Below are 22,306 nucleotides of genomic sequence, written 5' to 3' on the forward strand. Positions count from 1 at the left end.
CGCTCAGCCGGCCAGGTGGCCGAGCGGCAGCGGCGAGGGCGCCTTGACCGTCTTGATCGCGAAGTTGCTGCGAATGTCGCTGACCCCGGGCAGGCGCAGCAGGGTCTCGCTGAGCAGGCGTTCGTAGGCGCGCAGGTCGGGGACCACCACTTGCAGGAGGAAGTCCGACTCGCCGGAGACGAGGTGCACCGAGATCACCTCCGGGAGATCGACCACCGCACGGTGGAAGGCCTCGGCCTGCTCCTGGCGGTGGCGCTCCACCTTGATCCCGACGAACACCGTGAGGCCGAGGCCGACCTCGTCGCGGTCGATGCTGGCCTGGTAGCCGCGAATCACCCCGGCCTCTTCCAGCAGGCGCACGCGGCGCAGGCATGGGGACGGGGAGAGGCCGATCTCCTCGGCCAGTTGGACGTTGCTCAGGCGGCCGTCGCGCTGGAGGGCGGCGAGTATGCGGTGGTCATAGGCGTCGAGTTTCATCTTGGCATATTCGGATGGATAGTCTTCGGAGAGTGGAATTTACTGCCAAATAGAATGGGTTGGCTGGTGGAAAACGCAAGCACCTGCCCTGCCTTGCGGGCATAGAATCGTTATCCGGGTCACCTTCCTGGAGCCGATACGATGGACACGAGCGCTTTCCTGATTGCCCTGGCGGTGGTTTACCTGGTCCCCGGACCGGACATGCTCCTGCTGTTCCAGACCGGCGCCCGGCAGGGCCGTCGCGCGGCGCTGGTCACCGCCCTCGGCCTGGCCCTGGCTCGGGCCTGCCATGTGCTGATGGCCGCGACCGGGCTGGCGCTGCTGTTCCGTACCGCTCCCTGGACCTTCGACCTGGTGCGTCTGCTCGGCGCCGTCTACCTCGCCTGGCTTGGCCTGCAGATGCTGCGCGGTGGCGGACTGGCCTTGCCGACCAGCGACGCGGGCTCCGCGCCGGTGGTCCCTCACGCCGACCGCCGGGCCTTGCTGCGCGGACTCCTGACCAACCTGCTGAACCCCAAGGCCCTGCTGTTCTGTTCGGTGCTGCTGCCGCAGTTCGTCAGTCCCGAGGCCGGTTCGCTGGCCGTCCAGTTCGCCGCGCTCGGTACGGTCCTGGTTCTGGTTGGCCTGGCCTTCGACTGCGCCTATGCGCTGGCCGGTGGCCGCCTGGGCCGCTGGCTGGCGTCCCGGCCGCGGGCACAGCGCCTGCAGCAGTGGGGCTTCGGTGGGTTGTTGATAGGGTTCGGGGTAAGGCTGGCGCTGCTGCGCCAGCTCTGAAGGGCTGCGGGGCGGCGAGCGCCCCGTGGCGCTCAGCCGAGGAATTGCTCGGCGTGGTGGCAGGCCACCTGGCGCTGGTCGAGCAGGCGCAGCTCGGGCACCTCGCTGCGGCAGCGCTCGGTGGCGTAGGGGCAGCGCTTGTGGAAGGCGCAACCCTCCGGCGGGTTCAGCGGGTTCGGCAGTTCGCCCTGGATGCGGATCTTCGGCTTCGTCGGGTCCGGGTGGATCGCCGGGGTCGCCGAGAGCAGCGCACGGGTATAGGGATGCAGCGGGTTCTCGTAGAGCTTGTCCGCTGGCCCCATCTCCGCCGGTCGGCCGAGGTACATCACCAGGACGTCGTCGGCGACGTGGCGGACCACCGCCAGGTTGTGCGAGATGAACACGTAGGCGGTGCGGAACTGCTGCTGCAGGTCCATGAACAGGTTCAGTACCTGGGCCTGGATCGACACGTCGAGGGCCGAGGTCGGCTCGTCCGCCACCAGCACCTTGGGTTGCAGCATCATCGCCCGGGCCAGGGCGATGCGCTGGCGCTGGCCGCCGGAGAACATGTGCGGGTAGCGCTGGTAATGCTCCGGCCGCAGGCCGACCTGGCGCATCATCTGCTGGACCTTTTCGCGGCGTTCCTCGCGCGACAGCGCGGTGTTGATCAGCAGCGGCTCGGCCAACTGGTCGCCGATCTTCTGTCGCGGATTGAGCGAGGCGTAGGGGTTCTGGAAGACCATCTGCACGTCGCGGCGCAACTGCCGGCGCTGGTCCTTGCTGGCGCCCTTGACCTCCTGCCCGGCGATTTTCAGCGAGCCGGAGGTGGGTTCCTCGATCAGGGTCAGGGCGCGCGCCAGGGTCGACTTGCCGCAGCCGGACTCGCCGACCACGGCGAGGGTCTTGCCGGCTTCCAGTTCGAACGATACGCCGTTCAGCGCGCGCACCTGGGCGTGGCCCTTGAACAGGCCGCGGGAGACTTCGTAGTGACGGGTCAGATCACGGGCGGTCAGAACGGTTTCCATCAGGCCACCTCGTTCAGCAGGTTCAACGGATAGAAGCAGCGCACCGCGCCGCGCTCGTGCGTCTCCAAGGCCGGCCGCTCCTGGCGGCAATGCTCCTGAGCATAGGGACAGCGTGGCGACAGCAGGCAACCGCGCGGGCGGTCGTAGCGCCCCGGAACGATGCCGGGCAGGGTGGCCAGACGGGCTTCGCCGGCACAGTGCTCGGGGATCGCCTTGATCAGCGCCTCGGTGTAGGGATGGGTCGGGCGGTCGAACAGCGCCGGCACGCCGCCGATCTCCACCGCTTCGCCGGCGTACATCACGCAGACGCGCTGGGCGGTCTCGGCGACCACGGCGAGATCGTGGGTGATCAGGATCAGCGCCATGTCCTGGTCGCGCTGCAGGTTCAGCAGCAGCTCCATGATCTGCGCCTGGATGGTCACGTCGAGGGCGGTGGTCGGCTCGTCGGCGATCAGCAGCTTGGGCTCGGCGGCGATGGCCATGGCGATCGCCACGCGCTGGCTCATGCCGCCGGAGAGTTGGTGCGGGTAGGCGTCGAGGCGGCTGGCGGCGGCCGGGATCTCGACCCGTTCGAGCAGTTCCAGGGCGCGCTGGCGCAGGGCCTTGCCGCGCAGGCCGAGATGCAGGCGAAGAACCTCCTCGATCTGGTAGCCGACGGTGTAGCTGGGGTTGAGCGCGGTCATCGGGTCCTGGAAGACCATCGCCATGTCCTTGCCGACGATACGCCGGCGCTGGCGGCCCTTGAGGGTGAGCATGTCGTGGCCGTCGAAGCGCAGGTGATCGGCGGACACCCAGCCGGGCGCGTCGATCAGGCCCATCAGGGCCATCATGGTCACCGACTTGCCGGAGCCGGACTCGCCGACGATGGCCAGCACCTCGCCCTTGTCGACGCTCAGGTCGAGGCCGTCGACCACGGGCACGGCGGTGGTGTCGCCGAAGCGTACGCTGAGGTTCTTGATATCGAGGAGGCTCATGCGGCGGTCTCCTGTGGCGCGGATACGGATGCGCTGTTCATGGTTGTGCTCCTCATGCCGCGTTCTTCAGTTTCGGATCGAGGGCGTCGCGCAGGCCGTCGCCCATCAGGTTGATCGCCAGTACGCTGAGCAGGATGGTCAGGCCGGGCAGGCTGACCACCCACCAGGCGCGCTCGATGTAGTCGCGGGCGGAGGCGAGCATGGTGCCCCACTCGGGGGTCGGCGGTTGCACGCCGAGGCCGAGGAAGCCGAGGGCGGCGGCGTCGAGGATCGCCGAAGAGAAGCTCAGGGTGGCCTGGACGATCAGCGGCGCCATGCAGTTCGGCAGTACGCAGACGAACATCAGGCGCAGGGTGCCGGCGCCGGCCAGGCGCGAGGCGGTGACGTAGTCGCGGTTTAGCTCGGTCATCACCGCGGCGCGGGTCAGGCGCACGTAGGCCGGCAGCGAGACGATGGCGATGGCGATCACGGTGTTGATCAGGCCTGGGCCGAGGATCGCCACGATGGCCACCGCCAGCAGCAGCGACGGCAGCGCCAGCATGATGTCCATCAGGCGCATGATCAGCGGCCCGGCACGGTTCGGCGAGAAGCCGGCGAGCAGGCCGAGGAGGATGCCGGGGACCAGCGAGATCACCACCGAGGACAGGCCGATCAGCAGCGACAGGCGGGCGCCGTGGATCAGCCGCGAGAGCAGGTCGCGGCCCAGTTCGTCGGTGCCGAGCAGGAAACGCGCCTGGCCGCCCTCCAGCCAGGACGGCGGGGTCAGCAGGAAGTCGCGGAATTGTTCGCTCGGATCGTAGGGCGCGACCCAGGGGGCGAACAGCGCGCAGAACACGATCAGCAGCATGAACAGCAGGCCGCCGACGGCACCTTTGTTCCGGGTAAAGGCTTGCCAGAATTCCTTCAGCGGGGACGGGTAGACCAGGCTCGGGTCGCTGGCGGGAGCGTTGTGCATGGCGTTCATCGGCTCGCTCCTCAGCGTTGGTGGCGAATGCGTGGGTTGGCCAGGCCGTAGAGGATGTCCACGACGAAATTGACCAGGATGACCAGGGTGGCGACCAGCAGGATGCCGTTCTGCACCACCGGGTAGTCGCGAGCGCTGATGGCGTCGATCAGCCACTTGCCGATGCCCGGCCAGGAGAAGATGGTCTCGGTCAGCACCGCGCCGGCGAGCAGGGTGCCGACCTGCAGGCCTAACACCGTCAGCACCGGGATCAGCGCGTTGCGCAGGGCGTGCACGAAGACCACCCGGGCCGGCGACAAGCCCTTGGCGCGGGCGGTGCGCACGTAGTCCTCGCGCAGGACCTCGAGCATCGCCGAGCGGGTCATGCGGGCGATCACCGCCAGCGGGATGGTGCCCAGCACGATGGCCGGCAGGATCAGGTGGCGCACGGCGTCGAGGAACGCGCCTTCCTCGTCGGAGAGCAGGGTGTCGATGAGCATGAAGCCGGTCTTCGGCTCCACCTCATACAGCACGCCGATACGGTCAGAAACAGGAGTCCAGCCTAATGAAACGGAAAAGAGCATGATCAAGAGCAGGCCCCACCAAAAAATCGGCATTGAGTAGCCCGCTAGAGATATTGTCATTACTCCGTGGTCAAAAATCGAACCTCGCTTGAGTGCGGCTACCACTCCTGCTAGGAGGCCGAGTGTGCCGGCAAAAAGCATTGCTGCGAATGAAAGTTCCAGGGTGGCTGAAAATAGCGTGAGAAACTCATTCCAGACAGGCTCATGTGTGCGTATGGATTTTCCAAGGTTGCCCTGGGCGAGGTTGCCGACATAGTCCAGGTACTGCTGGTACAGCGGCTTGTCCAGGCCCAGGCGGTGCAGGGCCTCGGCGTGCATCTGCGGGTCGACGCGGCGCTCGCCCATCATCACTTCCACCGGGTCGCCGGGAATCAGGCGGATCAGCGCGAAGGTGAGCAGGGTCACGCCGAAGAAGGTGGGGATCAGCAGCCCCAGTCGTCGAGCAATGAAACTAAGCATGGTGGCGGGTAACTCCTCATCGCGGACCGTGCGCCCCGCTGGCGGCGGGGCTGTGGTCCTTGTTCTTCTACGGCTTCACCGAGGTGGTGGCGAAGTTGTTGTTGCTCAACGGATTGATCACGTAGCCCTGCACCGTGTTCCGCCGGACGTTGAACAGCTTCGGGTAGGCCAGCGGTATCCATGGGGCCTGTTCGTGGAATACCACCTGGGCCTGCTCGTACAGTTTCGCCCGCTCGGCCGGATCGCTCACCTCGCGGGCCTTGCGCATCAGCGCCTCGAAGTCCTTGTCGCACCAGCGCGCCTGGTTTTCACCCGACTCGGCGGCGGCGCAGCTCAGGTTCGGGCTGAGGAAGTTGTCCGGGTCGCCGTTGTCGCCGGCCCAGCCAAGCAGCGACAGGTCGTGCTCGCCGGCCTTCGAACGCTTGAGCAGCTCGCCCCATTCCAGGGAACGGATGGTCAGCTGGATGCCGGCCTTGGCCAGGTCTGCTTGCAGCATCTGTGCCGCCAGGGCGGGGTTGGGGATGGTAGGCGAGGTGCCGTTGCGAATGAACAGGGTGATCCTGAGATTTTCCGCACCGGCTTCCTTGAGCAGCGCCCTGGCGCGTTCGGGATCGTGCGGCCAGTCCTGGATCGAATGGTTGTAGCCGAGCAGGGTCGGGGGATAGGGACCGACCGCCGGACTGGCCGCGCCGGGGCCGAACACCGCGTCGAGCATGGCCTTCTTGTCCAGCGCGAGGTTGATCGCCTGGCGCACGCGCGGGTCGTCGAGCGGCTTGTGTTGGGTGTTGATGGCAATGTAGGTGGTCAGCAGGGCATCGATCTCGTCCACCGCCAGGTTCGGGTCCTGCTTCAGGCGCGGCACGTCCTCCGGTTTCGGGTACAGCGAGACCTGGCACTCGCCGGCACGGACCTTCTGCATGCGCACGTTGGGATCGAGGGTAATGGCGAACACCAGGTTGTCGATCGGCGGCTTGCCGGCGTAGTAGTCCGGGTTCGCCGTGTAGCGGACCTGGGCGTCCTTGGCGTAGCGCTTGAAGACGAACGGCCCGGTGCCGATCGGCTGGTTGTTCAGCTGGCCCAGCTTGCCGGCGGCGAGCAACTGGTCGCCGTACTCGGCGGAATAGATGGACGCGAAGGGCATCGCCATATCGCGCAGGAACGGCGCTTCGGGACGGTTGAGGACGAAGCGCACGGTGAGCTCGTCGACCTTTTCCACCGACTTGATCAGCTCGCCCATGCCCATCGCGTCGAAGTAGGCGTAGCCGCGCAGCGCCGAGGCATGCCAGGGATGCTTCGGATCGAGGGCGCGCTGGAAGGTCCACAGCACATCATCGGCATTCAGGCTCCGGGTCGGCTTGAAGTAGTCGGTGGTATGGAATTTCACGCCGGGGCGCAGGTGGAAGGTATAGCTCAGTCCGTCGGCGCTGACGTCCCAGCGCTCGGCCAGCCCCGGGATCACCTCGGTGGTGCCGGGGCGGAAGGCGAGCAGGCGGTTGAACACGGTTTCCGCGGAGGCGTCGGCGGTCACCGCGCCGGTGTACTGGACGATATCGAAGCCTTCCGGGCTGGCCTCGGTGCAGACCACCAGGTTCTTCGCCTGGGCCGCGCCGGCGGCGCATAGCGCCAGGGCCAGGGGCAGGTGTCGGAGCAACGGATGGAGCATGGGGTCCTCCTCGTGGGCCCCGTCGCCGGGGCCGCCGGTTGTCGCAGGTTTACAGCAGGTTGAAGGGGAAGGTGCTGACCAGGCGCAGTTCGTTGACGCTGCCGTCGATCTGGTTCTGGCTGGCCTTGTGCATCATGTAGGTGAGCTTGAAGGTGCTGTCCTTGATCGGGCCGTTCTGCACCTTGTAGGCCGCCATCAGGCCCAGTTCGTGGTGTTTCTCGCCGTCCTGGGCGCGCACCTCGGCATAGTTGCCGTAGGCGCCGTTGCGGTCGCCGTCGTAGTGGGTGCCGTCGATGTCCCAGCCCTTCACGTACCACACCCCGGTGCTCAGGCCGGGGACCCCGTAGTAGCTCCAGTCGGTCTCGTAGCGGATCTGCGCGGATTTCTCGTTGGGGCTGTTGTAGTCGGCGAGCATCGAGTTGGCGAGGAAGATCGCCGAGGTCTCGTGCACGTAGTCGAAGTATTCGTTGCCGTCGACCTGCTGGTAGGCCAGGGTCAGGGCGTGGGCGCGATGGCCGAGGGTGAAGGCCAGGCTCCAGGTGTCGTTGTCGATGTAGCCGGCTTCGCGCGCGCCGGTGTCGCCGGTGTGGTAGCCGTTGAAGGCGGTGCGCAGGGCGATGCCGTTCTCGAGGTCGCCGATGTCGTGGGTGACCCCGAGGTAGTACTGGTTCCAGACGTCCTGGAAGTGCGAGCCGTAGAGCGATATCTCCAGTCCGTCGAGCGGCTTGTAGTTGCCGCCGAGGTAGTTCAGGCGGTCGCCCTTGACCTGGCGGGTGCCGTACTCGGTGGTCATGTCCTCGTCGCCGGAGCCGGTCCGCGGGCTGACCTTGCGGAAGCTGCCGGCCTGCAGGCTGAGGTTGTCCAGCTCCTCGCTGGTCACGGCGAAGCCGGTGAAGCTGGAGGGCAGGGCGCGGTTGTCGATGTAGCTGAACACCGGAGTGTTGACCAGGAAGCGACCGGCCTTGAATTCGGTGTTGGAGGCGCGCAGGCGGATGTTGGCGACGCCCAGCTTGGACCACTCGCCGAGCGCCTCTCCGTCGCTGTTCGCCAGGGTCCGGTTGCCGCCGCCGCCGATGCGGCCCTTGCCGCGCTCCAGGGCGATCTCGTTGAATGCCGCGACGTCGAAACCGAAGCCGACGGTGCCCTGGGTGTAGCCCGAGCTGTACTTGAGAACGGTGCCCTGGACCCAGGCGTTGCGCTGGTGGATGCGCTGGGAGCCGCCGCCGGCCTTGGGAATGCGGAAGGTGAAGCTGTCCTTCATGTTTTCCCGCGAGTAGAAGTTGCGGGTGGTCAGGGTCAGGCTCTGGCCTTCGACCAGCCCGGTGGCGCCGGCCTGGCCCTTGATCGGCTTCGCCACGCTGGGAATGCTCTGCACTTCGGCGGCGTAGCTCGGGTTGTCCGGGGCCGGCGGGTTTTCCTGCTCGTCGGCCGCCCAGCCCGGCGCGCTCGCAGCCAGCAAGGCCAGTCCCAGCGTAGCGCTGGTCACACGTTGGTTTCTCATCACCTGATTGCTCCCTTTATTGTTGTCGTTGGCACCTGTTTCACCACCAGGTTTGCGCCGGTTTCGCCTGCGCCGGGGCGCGGCGGTCGAAGACGGCGCGGCGAGCGTTCCTGGCGGAACGCGCGTAGCGCCGTTCTGGAACACGGGCAGGAAAAGCAAAAAAATGAAGTACGAAGTCGTGCCGTTCTTCTGCGCCCCGGTCGTTTCACGACCGGGGCGGCGTCGGCATCAGGGCTGGTTGGCTACGCCATAGAAGGCGTTCCGCGAGAAGGGACTGATCTTGAAGCCGTGGACCGACTTGCTCATCGGCTGGTAGACGGTGGAGTGGGCGATCGGGGTGATCGGCACCTGCTCCTTGAGGATGTGCTGGGCCTGCTTGTACAGCTCGCTGCGCTTGTCCTGGTCGGAGACCCGCTTGGCAGCCTTGACCAGCTTGTCGTAGGCCGCGTCGCACCATTTCGATACGTTGTTGCCGTTGATCGAGTCGCAGCCGTAGAGGGTCGCCAGCCAGTTGTCCGGATCGCCGTTGTCGCCGGTCCAGCCGAACAGCATGGCGTCGTGCTCGCCGGCGTGGGCGCGCTTGATGTACTCGCCCCATTCGTAGCTGACGATCCTGGCCTTGATGCCGATCTTCGCCCAGTCGGCCTGGATCATCTCGGCCATCAGCTTGGCGTTGGGGTTGTAGGGACGCTGCACCGGCATCGCCCACAGGGTGATCTCGGTGCCCTCGGCGACGCCGGCCTTCTTCAGCAGTTCCCGGGCCTTGGCCGGATCGAACGGGGCGTCCTTGATGGTTTCATCATAGGACCACTGGGTCGGCGGCATGCCGTTCACCGCCAGTTGCCCGGCACCCTGGTAGACGGCGTCGATGATGGCCTGCTTGTTCACCGCCATGTCTAGCGCCTGGCGTACTTCGAGCTGGTCGAACGGCTTGTGGGTGACGTTGTAGGCGATGTAGCCGAGGTTGAAGCCTGGCTGCGAGGGCACCTTCAGGTTCGCCGCTTCCTGCAGGGCCTTGAGATCGGCGGGGCGTGGGTTGAGGGTGATCTGGCACTCGCCGGCCTTGAGCTTCTGCGCGCGCACCGCGGCGTCGGTGTTGATCGAGAAGATCAGGTTGTCGATCTTCACGTCTTCGGGTTTCCAGTAGTCCTTGTTGCCCTTGAAGCGGATCTGCGCATCCTTCTGGTAGCGGCTCAGGATGAAAGGCCCGGTGCCGATCGGCTTCTGGTTGATCTGCTGTGGCTTGCCGGCCTCGAGCAACTGCCCGGCGTACTCGGCGGACTGGATCGAGGCGACGTCCATCGCCAGGTTCTGGATGAAGGCGGCGTCGACCTCGTTGAGGGTGAACTTCACCCTGTGCTCGTCGAGCTTCTCGACCCTGGCGATGTTCTTGTCCAGGCCCATGTCGGTGAAGTAGGGAAACTCGGTGGGGTAGGCCTTGCGGAACGGATGATTCTTGTCGAGCATGCGCTGGAAGGTGAACAGCACATCGTCGGCGTTGAATTCGCGGGTCGGCTTGAAGTAGTCGGTGCTGTGGAACTTCACACCCTTGCGCAGGTGGAAGGTGTAGGTCTTGCCGTCGTCGCCGATGTCCCAGCTTTCCGCCAGGGCCGGGATCGCCCGGGTGCCGCCGCGCTCGAACTGGACGAGGCGGTTGAACAGGGTGACCGAGGTCGCGTCGTAGTCGGTGCCGGTGGTGTACTGGGCGGGATCGAAGCCGGCCGGGCTGCCCTCCGAGCAGAACACCAGGTTGCTGGCGGCGTGGGAGAACGGGGAGCCGAGGATCAGACCGGCTGCCAGCCAGGCCCGAAGGGGAAGGATCTTACGCATGCAAACCTCATTTTTTCTTTTTCTAAGGGCATCGTCTGAGGATCGGCCTTATGGGCCATGGCAACTCTCGCCTTTCCATGGATGGCGGGTGACAGCCATGGACCCTGTGCGGCGACAGCGATCGTCCGTTTGTTGTTGGTCGACGATTCGCTGATGCCGAAATTAAGTCATGCTGAAATTGTGGTCAACGAAAATTAAGCACGACTAACATTTCTCTTGCGAAAACGTTTGCCTGACAGGATGGGAAGGTGCGCTACGGACTGGCTCAGGGCGTCGGATGGTCGTCGAACAGGCCCATGGTGGTGATGGTCAGGACTTCCGCCACATCGCTGCCGACGTTGGCCAGGCAATGGGTCTTGGTCGCGTCGAAGTGCACCGAGTCGCCGGCGCCGAGGGGGTACTGGCGCCCCTCGATGGTGTAGACGATCTGCCCGGACAGGACGTAGGAGAACTCGGCGCCCTCATGGGAGATCAGCTCCGACTGGTAGCCCACCGGCATGTTCATCTTGACCGCATTGATCAGGTTGCCGGGGAAGGAGCTGGACAGGCGTTCGTAGGCCAGCGGCTGGCCCTCGATGGTGTAGCGTACCCGCTCGCCTTCGTGGGAGTCGGGCTGGGGTTGTGCCGGTTGGTCGAACAGGGCATTGAGCGGGATATTCAGCGACTTGGCGATGTTGGCCAGGGAAGAGATCGATACACCGGTGAGGTTGCGCTCCGCCTGGGAGAGGAAGCTCGCGGTGAGACCGGATTCGCTGGCGACTTGGTGCAGGGTCTTCTTGGCGGCGCGGCGATAGCGACGCAGGCGTTCGCCGATGCGGTCTACGGTCATTGGGGAGACTCTTGTTGAAAGGCGCAGTATACCCAGCGCGGGGCGTCAATAAAGTCTGACAGATGAACTACCCGAACCCCTATTTTTAAGTGTGACTGAAAATTTGTTTTGACCTGAATTTAAGCTCGACTTAAATTTCAGCCCGGTCCAGACGAGGAGAACAACAAATGACCGTGGGTGTTGGCGGGAGTACCCCTGCGCAGGCGCTGGAGCGTCTGCGGAACATGATGGACGGCGCGCAGCCGATCGGCCTGGCGTCTTACCGTGCGCGAATCGCCGCGGCCCAGGCGTGGATGGGCGAGCATGGCATCGCCGCGGCGTACCTGCATGCAGGCAGCAACCTGCGTTACTTCAGCGGCGTGCAATGGCACCCCAGTGAACGCCTGGTGGGTGCTCTACTGCCCGCCGAGGGCGCCCTCGAATACCTTGCGCCGGCCTTCGAGGAAGGTACGGTGCGCGACTTCCAGGTGGTCGATGGCGCCATCCACACCTGGGAGGAACACCAGGATCCCTATCGCCTGCTGCTCGATCGCCTGGAGGCGCTCGGCGTGGGCGAGCGCAGCACGGTCGCACTGTGTCCGAGCCTGCCGTTCGGCATGTTCGAGCGCTTGCGCCAACAGGCGCCGGGCAGGAACTTCGTCAGCGCCGCGCCGCTGATCGACCAGGGACGGATGCGCAAGTCGGCCGAGGAGCTGGCGCTGATGCAGCGGGCCAAGGACATGACCCTGGAAGTGCAGAAGGCCGCGGCGAGCATTCTCCGCGAAGGCATCAGCACCACCGAAGTCGCCGAGTTCATCCACCAGGCGCACCGCAAGGTGGGCGCGCCCGGTTCGACCTTCTGCATCGTCCTGTTCGGTGCCGCCAGTGCCTTCCCGCATGGGGTGAAGCATGCGCAGGTGCTGAAGGATGGCGACATGGTGCTGATCGATACCGGCTGCCAGGTCCACGGCTACCAGTCGGATATCACCCGCAGCTATGTGTTCGGCACGCCTAGCGCACGCCAGCGCGAATTCTGGGGGATGGAGCGCGACGCCCAACTGGCGGCCTTCGAGGCCGCGCGTCTGGGCCAGCCCTGCGAGGCGGTGGACGCCGCCGCGCGGCGTTCGCTGGAGGCCAACGGCCTGGGGCCGGACTACCGCCTGCCTGGCCTGCCGCACCGCACCGGGCATGGCATCGGCATGGACGTCCACGAAGGCCCGTACCTGGTGCGTGGCGATCGCACGCCGCTGGATGTCGGCATGTGCTTCAGCAACGAACCGATGATCTGCGTGCCCGGCGAGTTCGGCATTCGCCTGGAGGATCACTTCTACATGACGAAGGAAGGACCGCGCTGGTTCACCCAACCGAGCCCGTCCATCGACGATCCCTTCGGCCTCGGCGGCTGATCCGGCCGAACGATAACGCCGCACGCGGGAAGGCAAGGACCAGGGCTTCCCGCGTGCGGCGCAGCGATCAGTCCAGCTTCACCCGCGAAAAGTCCCGCGCCGACATCGGGCTCATGCGGTAGCCGCTGACGTTCTTGCGTTGCGCGTCGAACATCAAAGGATGCGCCAGCGGCAACCAGGGCATCTGCTCGTGGAAGATCCGCTGCGCTTCCTTGTACAGCGCTACCCGTTGGCTCTCGTCGTTGCTCATGCGCGCCTTGCGGATGGCTTCGTCGAAGCCCTTGTCGCACCAGCGCGCGCGATTTTCCCCGGACTCCACCGAGGCGCAGCCGAGGTTGTGGGTGAGGAAGTTGTCCGGGTCGCCGTTATCGCCGATCCAGCTGTAGAGCATCATGTCGTGTTCGCCGGCCTTGGTGCGCTTGACCATCTCGCCCCACTCGAACTGGCGGATGTTCACCCGGATGCCGATGGCGGCCAGGTCGGACTGGATCAGTTGCGCCACTCGCGCCGGGTTGCCGCCGGGGCCGCTGCCGGTGCTGATGTAGAGGTTCAGGGGTGTGTCCGGGGTGACGCCGGCTTCCTTCAACAGGGCCTTGGCCCGTTCGGGGTCGTAGGGCCAGTCGCGGATGCTGTCGTCGTAGCCGAGCAGCATCGGCGGGTAGGGGCCGATGGCCGGACGGGCCTGATCGCCGAAGACGATCTTCAGGTAGGACGGCTTATTGAAGCCCATGGCGATCGCCCGGCGCACGCGCGGGTCGTCGAACGGTTCGTGCCGGGTGTTGATCGCGGCGTGTGAGGTGATCATCGCCGCTTCTTCCAGCACCGTCAGTTGCGGGTCCTGGCGTAACGCGGCGACGTCTTCGGGCTTGGGCGTCAGGGCGATCTGGCATTCGTTGCGGCGCAGGCGCTGCACGCGCACGTTGGGGTCGAGGGTGATCGCCAGCACCAGGTGGTCGATGGCCGGCTTGCCCTTCCAGTAGTCGGGGTTGGCTGCGTAGCGCACCTGGGCATCCTTGCGGTAGCGGGTGAAGACGAACGGGCCGGTGCCGATCGGCTTGCTGTTGAGTTCGTCGCCCTTGCCCCTGGCGATCAACTGGCCGGCATATTCGGCGGAGAGGATCGAGCCGAACGGCATGGCCAGGTCGGCGAGGAACGGCGCCTCCGGGTGCTTGAGGACGAAGCGCACCTGATGTTCGTCGATCTTCTCGATGCGCTCGATGATGTCGCGCAGTTGCATGGCGTCGGCGTAGGGGTAGCCGCTGGGCGAAAGGTCGTGGGCGGGGTGCTGCGGATCGAGCATGCGCTGGAAGCTGAACAGCACGTCGTCGGCGTCGAATTCGCGGGTTGGCTTGAAGTAGTCGGTGCTGTGGAATTTCACGCCCTGGCGCAGGCGGAAGGTGTAGACGAGGCCGTCAGCGGAGACGTCCCAGCTTTCCGCCAGGGCCGGGATCACCGTGGCGCTGCCCGGAGCGAACGCGGCCAGCGCGTTGTACAGCGGATGGGCTGAGGCGTCGAAGGTGTAGCCGGAGGTATAGCGGGCCGGATCGAACCCTTCCGGCGCCGCTTCGGTGCACACCGCCAGGGTCTTCGGCTGGGCCTGGATGGCGGCGCTGGCGGCGAAGGCGAGCAGCAGCAGGCTGTAGCGCAGGGCAGAGCGTGGTCGCATGGATGACTCCTCTGGAGCGGGACGGCCGGGTCGGCCGCCCCGGGGAGAGGCGCCGCCTCGCTCGTGGCGGGGCGGCGCGGCTGGCAGGCGAAGCTACTTGCCGACGCTGACCTCGTAGAACGAGTTCAGGCCGAAGGGGCTGATCCTGAAGTCGTGTACCGTCTTGCGCATCGGCTGGTACACGGTGGAGTGGGCGATCGGGGTGATCGGCACCTGTTCCTTGAGGATGTGCTGGGCCTGCTTGTACAGCTCGGTGCGCTTGCCCTGGTCGGTGGTGCGCTTGGCATCCTTGACCAGCTTGTCGTAGCCGGCGTCGCACCATTTGGAGAAGTTGTTGCCGTCCACCGCGTCGCAGCCGTAGAGGGTGCCGAGCCAGTTGTCCGGGTCGCCGTTGTCGCCGCTCCAGCCGATCAGCATGGCGTCATGCTCGCCGCCCTTGGCGCGCTTGATGTATTCGCCCCATTCGTAGGTGACGATCTTCGCCTTGATACCGATCTTCGCCCAATCGTTCTGCAGCATTTCCGCCATCAGCTTGGCGTTGGGGTTGTAGGGGCGTTGTACCGGCATGGCCCACAGGGTGATCTCGGTGCCTTCGGCGACGCCGGCCTTCTTCAGCAGCTCCCTGGCCTTGGCCGGATCGTAGGGCGCGTCCTTGATGGTCTCGTCGTAGGACCACTGGGTCGGTGGCATGCCGTTGCTCGCCAACTGGCCGGCGCCCTGGTAGACGGCGTCGATGATGGCCTTCTTGTTCACCGCCATGTCCAGCGCCTGGCGTACTTCCAGCTTGTCGAACGGCTTGTGGGTGACGTTGTAGGCGATGTAGCCGAGGTTGAAGCCGGCCTGCGACGGCAGGTTCAGGTTCGGGTCCTTCTTCAGCGCGTCGAGGTCGGCGGGGCGCGGGTTGAGGGTGATCTGGCACTCGCCGGCCTTGAGCTTCTGCGCGCGCACCGAGGCGTCGGTGTTGATGGCGAAGATCAGGTTGTCGACCTTCACCTCGTCCGGCTTCCAGTAGTCCTTGTTGCCCTTGAAGCGGATCTGCGCATCCTTCTGGTAGCGGCTGAACACGAACGGGCCGGTGCCGATCGGCTTCTGGTTGATGTCGCTGGCCTTGCCCTGCTTGAGCAGTTGCGCGGCGTATTCGGCGGACTGGATCGATGGGAAGGGCATCGCCAGGTTCTGGATGAAGGCCGCGTCGACCTCGTTGAGGGTGAACTTCACCGTATGCTCGTCGAGCTTCTCGACCCTGGCGATGTTCTTGTCCAGGCCCATGTCGGTGAAGTAGGGAAACTCGGTGGGGTAGGCCTTGCGGAACGGATGATCCTTGTCGAGCATGCGTTCGAAGGTGAACAGCACGTCGTCGGCATTGAATTCGCGGGTCGGCTTGAAGTAGTCGGTACTGTGGAACTTCACGCCCTTGCGCAGGTGGAAGGTATAGGTCTTGCCGTCGTCGCTGACGTCCCAGCTTTCCGCGAGGCCGGGAAGGACCTTGGTGCCGCCGCGCTCGAACTGGGTCAGGCGGTTGAAGACGGTTTCCGCCGCGGCGTCGAAATCGGTACCGGTGGTGTACTGGGCGGGATCGAAGCCGGCCGGGCTGCCTTCCGAGCAGAAGATCAGGTTGCTGGCGAAGGCCTGGGGAACGGCGGCGACCAGCGCTGCGCCGAGCAGCGAGGGAATGATCGCGGAGCGGATGACGGCGTTTCTACGCATGGAGTGACCTCTGGTTATTTTGATTGTCTGCGAGGGACAGCCTCGTGAGCTGTCTTGCGCGAAGCTATGCAGGGCATGTGCCGGCCGCAAGCGTCGAGGTCGGTTCAGTGTAGATGTTGTTATCCGTTTGAAAGGGAATGTCGCATTTTCGAATTTGCGCAAACGCGACGCAGGCCGCGTTTGCTGCGCGAGAGACAGTGGAAACGCAAGAGGCAGCCCGGAGGCTGCCTCTTGTGGTGCGCGCCGACCGGATCAGGGCATCTGCACCTCGATCACACCGTCGGCGTTGACCGTGACCTGGCTGGTCCCGGCCTCGATCTCCGGTGCCTGGGCGCCACCGAAGCTGGCGTCGGCCTTCATCGCCGCCATCCGCATCACCGGGTACGGGCGCGGTGCGCCGGCGCTGTTCACGCTCAGGCTGACCAGCTTGTAGCCCTTGCCGCCGAGCGCCTCGGTGAGCAACTGGGCGCGCTCCTTGAACGCGTCCACGGCGCCTTTCATCAATTGGTCCTCGTTCTTCTTGCGGGTCGCATCGGCGATGCTGAAGTCCATGCCGCCCATCTTCAGCTTGCCCAGCAGGTCGGCGGAAAGCTGGCCGAGGGCGGCGAAGTCGGAGCTTTCCAGGCGCAGCTCGGCGCGCTCGCGCCAGCCGGTGATCTTCTGGCCCTTGTCGTCGTAGACCGGATAGCTGTTGCGACTGCCCAGGCTGATGGTCACGCCCTTGACCTTGCGCGCGTCGGCGACGGCGGCGTTGAGGACGCTGGTGGTCTCGGCGGCGAGCTTGGCCGGATCGCTGCCCTGGTTTTCGCTGTAGAGGGTGACCTGCATCAGGTCGTGGGCCACCTGCTGGCTGACTTCGGCGTGCAGCGAGACCTGGTTGTAGCGCGGCGCTTCCTCGGCGACGGCCGAGAGGCTGGCGGCGCAGAGGGTGACGGCGGCGGCCAGGCGGGAAATCGCAGACATTGGGCAACTCCTTGTACTAAGGCTGAATTCACACTGTAGAGCATCGTTCCGGCAGGCGTGGCAAACACGCCTATACGCCAGTCTTGGACCATGAGACGAAGGCTTTTCCCGGAACGGGTTAGGCGATTTCGGAAAAAACGTGAAATTTACTGATCTGAGCCCTGACAGCGCTCGGCGAAACAGGGCAGGATGGCGACCTGCGAGGTTTCTGAGTCACTTTGCCGCAGAGTTGCCGACAGCGTCTTGGCTATACTCGCGCTTATTCCGGAAGAAAACATGCGCGCACCGGTTTTCCTGCTCTCCGCCAGTCGCCAGAACCTTGGCCGTCTGCTCCTCATCCGTATTCTCGTGCTGGCCGCGCAGGCCGGCTCGGTGGGTTTCGCCTGGCTCTCCGACCTGTTGCCGCTGCCGTGGCTGGCGCTCGGCCTGACCCTTGGCCTGTCCGCCTGCCTGATTCTGTTCACCGCGCTGCGCCTGCGCGCGCCGTGGCCGGTGACCGACCAGGAGTACGCGGTACAACTGGCCTGCGACCTGATCATCCACAGCACCTTGCTGTATTACTCGGGCGGCTCGACCAACCCCTTCGTCTCCTATTACCTGGTACCGCTGACCATCGCCGCTGCGACCCTGCCCTGGATCTACTCCATGGTGCTCTCCGGCCTGGCCCTGACCGGCTACACCCTGCTGCTGATCTGGTACCACCCGCTGCACCTGCAGGCGGTTCAGCACGAGGCGATGCTGATCAACCTGCACCTGTTCGGCATGTGGCTGAACTTCGCCCTGTCGGCGGCCTTCATCACCTTCTTCGTGGTGAAGATGTCCGAGGCGCTGCGCTGGCAGGCGCACATGCAGGCCGAGCGGCGCGAGGAAAGCATGCGCGACCAGCAGTTGCTCGCGGTGGCCACCCAGGCGGCCGGTGCCGCGCACGAACTGGGTACGCCGCTGGCGACCATGAGCGTGCTGCTCAACGAGCTGCGCCAGGAGCGCCCGCAGGACCCGACCCTGCAGGAAGACCTGGCATTGCTCCAGGAACAGGTCAAGCAGTGCAAGCACACCCTCCAGCAACTGGTACGGGCGGCCGAGGCCGACCGTCGTCAGGCGATCGAGGAGCAAAGCGCCGCGGAATGGCTGGAATCGGTGCTGCGCCGCTGGCACCTGATGCGTCCGGAGGCTTCCTACCGCTACCAGTGCCTGGGCCTCGGCTCCGCGCCGCGCCTGACCCCGCCGACCGACCTCAGCCAGGCTCTGCTGAACCTGCTGAACAATGCGGCGGACGCCTGTCCCGACGACCTTGACATCCGCCTGGACTGGGACAGCAGCAGTATCTGCCTGAGTATCCGCGACCACGGCGTCGGGGTGCCCCTGGCGATCGCCGAACAGATCGGCAAACCGTTCTTCACCACCAAGGGCAAGGGCTTCGGCCTCGGCCTGTTTCTCAGTCAGGCCAGCGTGACCCGCGCTGGTGGAACGGTGAAGTTGTATAACCACGAAGATGGCGGCACTCTGACCGAACTGCGCTTGCCGCGCAGCTACGGAATGGCTTGAGTGATCCGTCTGAGAGGCCCTGCCTATGTCTGAAGAGCTGCTCTTCGAAGGGGAAGAACAACCCCATCTCCTGCTGGTGGACGACGATCCCACCTTTACCCGGGTCCTGGCGCGGGCCATGAGCCGTCGCGGCCTGCGGGTCAGCACCGCCGGCTCCGCCGAGGAAGGCCTGGCGCTGGCCCAGCAGGACACGCCGGACTATGCCGTGCTCGACCTGAAGATGGAAGGCGACTCCGGCCTGGTGCTGCTGCCGAAGCTGCTGGAGCTGCACGCGGACATGCGGGTGGTGATCCTCACCGGCTATTCCAGCATCGCCACCGCGGTGGAGGCGATCAAGCGCGGCGCCTGCAACTACCTGTGCAAGCCGGCGGATGCCGATGACGTGTTGGCCGCGCTGCTCTCCGAGCACGCCGACCTGGACACCCTGGTGCCGGAAAACCCGATGTCGGTGGATCGCCTGCAATGGGAGCACATCCAGCGCGTGCTCGCCGAGCACGAGGGCAACATCTCCGCCACCGCCCGCGCCCTGGGCATGCATCGACGGACCTTGCAGCGCAAGCTGCAGAAGCGGCCGGTACGGCGCTGAAGCGTAAATGACAACGGGGGCGCCGCATGGCGCCCCCTATACTTTCCGCTTTCCGTCGAATCGCGGTGGATTTCGCACATTCCGCCGGTCGCCGGGGATATCCAGCGGACAGCGCAATCGTTAAGATGCAACTTTCATGAATCGCACGACCAGGGATTGATCATGCGTATCTTCGGTTCGAGTGCCGGCTGCCTGTCGGTGCTGTTCGGACTGGCCTTCGGGCTGCCTGCACTAGCCGAGCCTTCGGTGGACCTGGATGGTCCGACGGCAGGCTGGCGCTATTCCGGCCTGCTCGAGCAGCCCGATGCCCCGCGTGTCGCCTATCCGACTCCGCCCATCGATCGCGGCGGCCAGCGCGGCCGCAGCCTGATCGAAGGACACCTGCGCGAACTGGTCGGCACCGAGCGCGCCCAGCGCCTGGTGGTCAACGGCAATCCTCTCCCTCTCTATACCGACGGCGCCGGGCGCTTCGTCCGCCCCTATGCGTTCGGCCACGGCTCCAACGGCGTCCAGGTCGGCAGCGCCGACGGCAAGATCCTCAAGCGCGTACAGTTCTACGAGGCCAATCGCTCCCAACTGCCGCCGCGCGTGCGCGTGGTGCTGGGTTGGGACGATCCGAAGGCCGAGCTTGACCTGCATATCGTCACCCCCGATGGCCAGCACGCCTACTGGGCGCATCCGCGCCTGAGCAACAGCGGCGGCCTCGATCCGGACGGCGTCGACGGGCCCGGCCCGGAGATGTTCACCATGGGCGCGCCGCTGCACGGCACCTACCTGATCTACGTGAACTACTGGGGCAACCTCAACAACCAGGGCTACAACTTCCAGGCCGGCAGCAACGTACAGGACGTGATCACCGCGCAGGTCAACCTGGTGTTCAATGAAAACAGCGTCGACGAGAAGCACGAGACCTTCGTCGTGCCCCTGCGCACCATCGGCGACCTGGTGCTGGTCAAGACCTTTACCTACTGAAGCATCCCCTCGTACGGATGACACGGGATTAGCGAACCATGAGCGAGAACAACACCCCCAGCCCTGCCAACGGAACCCCTGCGCCCGCCGCTGCGCGCACCCGAAGCGCCCTGTGGCCGGTGCTGGGGATCGTCGCCGCGCTGGCCGCCGGCGGTGTGCTGGCCTGGCAGATGGGCTGGCTGGAGCGGCTCGGCGGAGGGCGCCCGGCCGAAGAGGACCTCGGCCAGCCGATCGGCGCCCAGGCACCCGCGGCCGCCGACGCGCCACGTGCCTACCGTGACCTGCGCAAGCCCGACGCGCTGATCGAGAGCGTGTCGCTGAGCCGCCTGCCGAAGGAAATCCTCGAGGTGCCGTTGCTGCGCGATACCCTGACCGAGGACTTCGTCTTCTATTACGAGAACAATGGCGACCGCCTCGGCCTGACCGGTACGTTGCGGCGGATCATCTACGAGCACGACCTGACCCTGAAGGACAGCCTGGTCGAGGAACTGCTCGACCAACCGGCCCAGGTCGCCCTCTGGCGCGGCGCCGACGGCCGCCTGCGCGACTTCGTGGTGGTGCTCAAGCGCGGCGGCCTGGCGCGGGTGCTCGAGCCGCTGGCCCATATCGCCGCCGACGACCAGCAGTTGCGCAAGGTCGGCGAGTTGGCGGGAACCTCGGTCTATCGCCTGCGCTACGGCAACGACAAGGCGATGCTGTTCCTGTCCAAGGGCGACCGGCTGTTGTTGCTGTCGAACCCACGGATGCTCTTCGACGATGGTGGCGAAAGCGACGACAGCCCGCTGAACGCTCCGGCCAGCGAAGACCTGGAGGCACTGCTCGACGGCGACGAACTGTTCCCCGAGCGCTTCGGCCTGCCGGGCCGCGGCGAGCTGCGCCAGCGCATCACCCTCAATGCCAGCGTCCTGGCCATGGGTTACCAGCGCTTCATCCCGAGCTTCGCCGGGGTGCGCTTCGAGAAGGGCGAGCAGGGCTGGAGCAGCTACCTGGCGCTGAACGAGGTGGAACGCCAGCCGCCGCTGGACTTCGCCCCGGTCTGGCAGGCCATGCCGATGGGCGCCAGCGCCTGCGTGGCGCTGCCGGTCACCCCTGGCCTGTACGGGGTGATGCTGGAGCGTCTGGGGGCCGAGCAGAAGATGGCCCAGGCCTTCTCCGAGCATCTCAGCGGCGCTGCCGGTCTCTGCTGGTACGCCAGTTCGCGGCTGCATTCGCCGCTGCTGGTGGGCCAGTTGAGCGCGCCGGCCAGTGCCGAACTCGACGACGAGCTGGGCAAGCTGTTCGGTCGCGTGATCGGCGCGAAGGAAGCCAAGGTCGAGGGTGGCAGCTTCCCGGTGGAAGACCGGGTGGATGGCCAGACCCGCCGCTGGACCCGCCAGGTCAGCTCGAACTTCGGCGCCTATCCGGCCAGCCAGGCGGACAACCCGGACAGCATCAGCGGCCGCGCGTTCTTCCGCATCGGCATGGCGCGCCATGGCCAGACCCTGCTGTTCTCCCTCGACGACCAGTTGCTCGGCAAGGCCCTGGACACCCTCGACAAACGCTATCCGCCGCTCGCCGAGGTGTTGCCGAAGGATGCGCTGGTACCGGCCTACCTGGCGCCGCAGCCGCTCTCCGAACTGCTGCAACGGGAAACCCTCGACAGCCTGCCGCAGGACATGGAGCCGGTATTCCGCAATGCCGCCGACACCTACCTGATGCCGCGCCTGAAAACCCTCGCCGGCAAGGGCAGCTACGCCCTCGGGCTGCCTGCCGGAAGCCAGGCCAACGCACCGTGGCAATGGCTGCCGCTGGAATGGCGGTCGCTGTGAGACGCCTGACTGCCTTCGGCCTGGCGCTGCTCCTGCTGGCCAGCGGCGTTGCCCGCGGCGAGCCCGCGGTAACGCTCGACCCGCAGCAATCGCAGGTATTCCGCGCCTGGTTCGTGCGCATCGCCCAGGAACAGTTGCGCCAAGGGCCGAGTCCGCGCTGGCACCAGCAGGACTGCGCCGGCCTGGTGCGCTTCGCCGCCAACGAGGCGCTGAAAGTCCACGATGGCAAGTGGCTGCGCGCCAACGGCCTGTCCAACCGCTACCTGCCCCCGGAGCTGGCGCTCAGTCCCGAGCAACGGCGCCTGGCGCAGAACTGGCAGCAGGGTGGCGGCCAGGTCGGGCCCTACGTGAATGCGATCAAGCTGGTGCAGTTCAACAGCCGGCTGGTCGGTCGCGACCTCAACCAGGCGCGCCCCGGCGACCTGATGTTCTACGACCAGGGCGACGACCAGCACCTGATGATCTGGATGGGCCGCTCCATCGCCTATCACACCGGCAGCAGCACCCCGACCGATAACGGCATGCGCTCGGTCAGCCTGCAACAACTCATGACATGGAAGGACACCCGATGGATCCCCGACGAATCCAATCCCAACTTTATCGGCATCTATCGGCTGGCTTTCCTCTCTCAATGAA

General features: G+C 65.8%; 19 protein-coding genes. 7 read left to right on the plus strand and 12 right to left on the minus strand.

Going from position 1 to position 22,306, the window contains the following annotated elements:
• Window positions 1-3: 3 nt before the first annotated feature.
• Window positions 4-477 carry an Lrp/AsnC family transcriptional regulator gene (locus HMPREF1224_RS32940; RefSeq protein WP_003094456.1) on the minus strand — a complete coding sequence of 158 codons (474 nt, stop codon included), beginning with the start codon at window positions 475-477 and terminating at the stop codon, window positions 4-6.
• 141 nt (window positions 478-618) lie between these two features.
• Here HMPREF1224_RS32940 and HMPREF1224_RS32945 point away from each other — a divergent pair, with 141 nt between their 5' ends.
• A complete protein-coding gene (locus HMPREF1224_RS32945) occupies window positions 619-1,251 on the plus strand; it encodes a LysE family translocator (RefSeq protein WP_003112856.1) in 633 nt (210 codons plus the stop codon).
• Between the two features lie 32 nt (window positions 1,252-1,283).
• Here HMPREF1224_RS32945 and HMPREF1224_RS32950 read toward each other — a convergent pair whose 3' ends face one another.
• The 8 genes from HMPREF1224_RS32950 to psdR all read right to left on the minus strand — a co-directional run bounded on the left by HMPREF1224_RS32950 (window position 1,284) and on the right by psdR (window position 11,038).
• Entirely contained in the window at window positions 1,284-2,255 is a 972-nt protein-coding gene (locus tag HMPREF1224_RS32950; RefSeq protein ID WP_003094452.1) for a peptide ABC transporter ATP-binding protein, read from the minus strand.
• Window positions 2,255-3,229, minus strand: a complete 975-nt coding sequence (locus HMPREF1224_RS32955) for an ABC transporter ATP-binding protein (protein ID WP_003112857.1) — start codon at window positions 3,227-3,229, stop codon at window positions 2,255-2,257. The genes HMPREF1224_RS32950 and HMPREF1224_RS32955 overlap by 1 nt, the downstream gene beginning before the upstream one ends.
• Before the next feature lie 52 nt (window positions 3,230-3,281).
• Window positions 3,282-4,193 (minus strand): ABC transporter permease subunit, encoded by a 912-nt coding sequence (locus HMPREF1224_RS32960; protein ID WP_003112858.1) that lies wholly within the window; start codon window positions 4,191-4,193, stop codon window positions 3,282-3,284.
• An 11-nt stretch (window positions 4,194-4,204) separates the two neighbouring features.
• Complete coding sequence (locus HMPREF1224_RS32965; RefSeq protein ID WP_003110329.1) at window positions 4,205-5,215, minus strand: ABC transporter permease subunit; 1,011 nt, start codon at window positions 5,213-5,215, stop codon at window positions 4,205-4,207.
• A 67-nt stretch (window positions 5,216-5,282) separates the two neighbouring features.
• Entirely contained in the window at window positions 5,283-6,878 is a 1,596-nt protein-coding gene (locus HMPREF1224_RS32970) for an ABC transporter substrate-binding protein (protein WP_003112859.1), read from the minus strand.
• Between the two features lie 49 nt (window positions 6,879-6,927).
• On the minus strand, window positions 6,928-8,382 hold the full coding sequence (locus HMPREF1224_RS32975) for an OprD family outer membrane porin (RefSeq protein WP_010895675.1): 1,455 nt from the start codon (window positions 8,380-8,382) through the stop codon (window positions 6,928-6,930).
• Between the two features lie 225 nt (window positions 8,383-8,607).
• Entirely contained in the window at window positions 8,608-10,209 is a 1,602-nt protein-coding gene (locus HMPREF1224_RS32980) for an ABC transporter substrate-binding protein (protein WP_003112861.1), read from the minus strand.
• 265 nt (window positions 10,210-10,474) lie between these two features.
• Entirely contained in the window at window positions 10,475-11,038 is a 564-nt protein-coding gene (psdR, locus tag HMPREF1224_RS32985; protein ID WP_003094433.1) for a transcriptional regulator PsdR, read from the minus strand.
• Window positions 11,039-11,205: 167 nt separating this feature from the next.
• Here psdR and mdpA point away from each other — a divergent pair, with 167 nt between their 5' ends.
• The gene (gene mdpA / locus HMPREF1224_RS32990) at window positions 11,206-12,423 is read left to right on the plus strand and encodes a metallopeptidase MdpA (RefSeq protein ID WP_003107426.1); all 1,218 of its coding nucleotides are present in this window, start codon (window positions 11,206-11,208) and stop codon (window positions 12,421-12,423) included.
• Window positions 12,424-12,490: 67 nt separating this feature from the next.
• Here the strand turns inward: mdpA and HMPREF1224_RS32995 are convergent, their stop codons facing one another.
• From HMPREF1224_RS32995 to HMPREF1224_RS33005, 3 genes are all read right to left on the minus strand, one after another.
• Entirely contained in the window at window positions 12,491-14,089 is a 1,599-nt protein-coding gene (locus HMPREF1224_RS32995) for an ABC transporter substrate-binding protein (RefSeq protein WP_003123313.1), read from the minus strand.
• A gap of 93 nt (window positions 14,090-14,182) precedes the next feature.
• Window positions 14,183-15,796, minus strand: coding sequence for an ABC transporter substrate-binding protein (locus HMPREF1224_RS33000; RefSeq protein ID WP_003112863.1), 1,614 nt, complete (start codon window positions 15,794-15,796; stop codon window positions 14,183-14,185).
• 252 nt (window positions 15,797-16,048) lie between these two features.
• On the minus strand, window positions 16,049-16,759 hold the full coding sequence (locus tag HMPREF1224_RS33005) for an SIMPL domain-containing protein (RefSeq protein ID WP_003094423.1): 711 nt from the start codon (window positions 16,757-16,759) through the stop codon (window positions 16,049-16,051).
• Between the two features lie 276 nt (window positions 16,760-17,035).
• Between HMPREF1224_RS33005 and HMPREF1224_RS33010 the strand changes: the two genes are divergently transcribed.
• The 5 genes from HMPREF1224_RS33010 to HMPREF1224_RS33030 all read left to right on the plus strand — a co-directional run bounded on the left by HMPREF1224_RS33010 (window position 17,036) and on the right by HMPREF1224_RS33030 (window position 22,305).
• On the plus strand, window positions 17,036-18,304 hold the full coding sequence (locus tag HMPREF1224_RS33010; protein ID WP_003094421.1) for an ATP-binding protein: 1,269 nt from the start codon (window positions 17,036-17,038) through the stop codon (window positions 18,302-18,304).
• A gap of 25 nt (window positions 18,305-18,329) precedes the next feature.
• Window positions 18,330-18,890 (plus strand): response regulator transcription factor, encoded by a 561-nt coding sequence (locus tag HMPREF1224_RS33015; protein ID WP_003106283.1) that lies wholly within the window; start codon window positions 18,330-18,332, stop codon window positions 18,888-18,890.
• A 162-nt stretch (window positions 18,891-19,052) separates the two neighbouring features.
• Window positions 19,053-19,862, plus strand: a complete 810-nt coding sequence (locus HMPREF1224_RS33020) for a YfaP family protein (protein ID WP_003094417.1) — start codon at window positions 19,053-19,055, stop codon at window positions 19,860-19,862.
• 38 nt (window positions 19,863-19,900) lie between these two features.
• On the plus strand, window positions 19,901-21,670 hold the full coding sequence (locus HMPREF1224_RS33025) for a DUF2138 domain-containing protein (protein ID WP_003112864.1): 1,770 nt from the start codon (window positions 19,901-19,903) through the stop codon (window positions 21,668-21,670).
• The gene (locus tag HMPREF1224_RS33030) at window positions 21,667-22,305 is read left to right on the plus strand and encodes a DUF1175 domain-containing protein (RefSeq protein ID WP_003112865.1); all 639 of its coding nucleotides are present in this window, start codon (window positions 21,667-21,669) and stop codon (window positions 22,303-22,305) included. The genes HMPREF1224_RS33025 and HMPREF1224_RS33030 overlap by 4 nt, the downstream gene beginning before the upstream one ends.
• Window position 22,306: the final 1 nt, after the last annotated feature.

The organism is Pseudomonas sp. P179 (genome assembly GCF_000478485.2).
Taxonomy (GTDB): domain Bacteria; phylum Pseudomonadota; class Gammaproteobacteria; order Pseudomonadales; family Pseudomonadaceae; genus Pseudomonas; species Pseudomonas aeruginosa.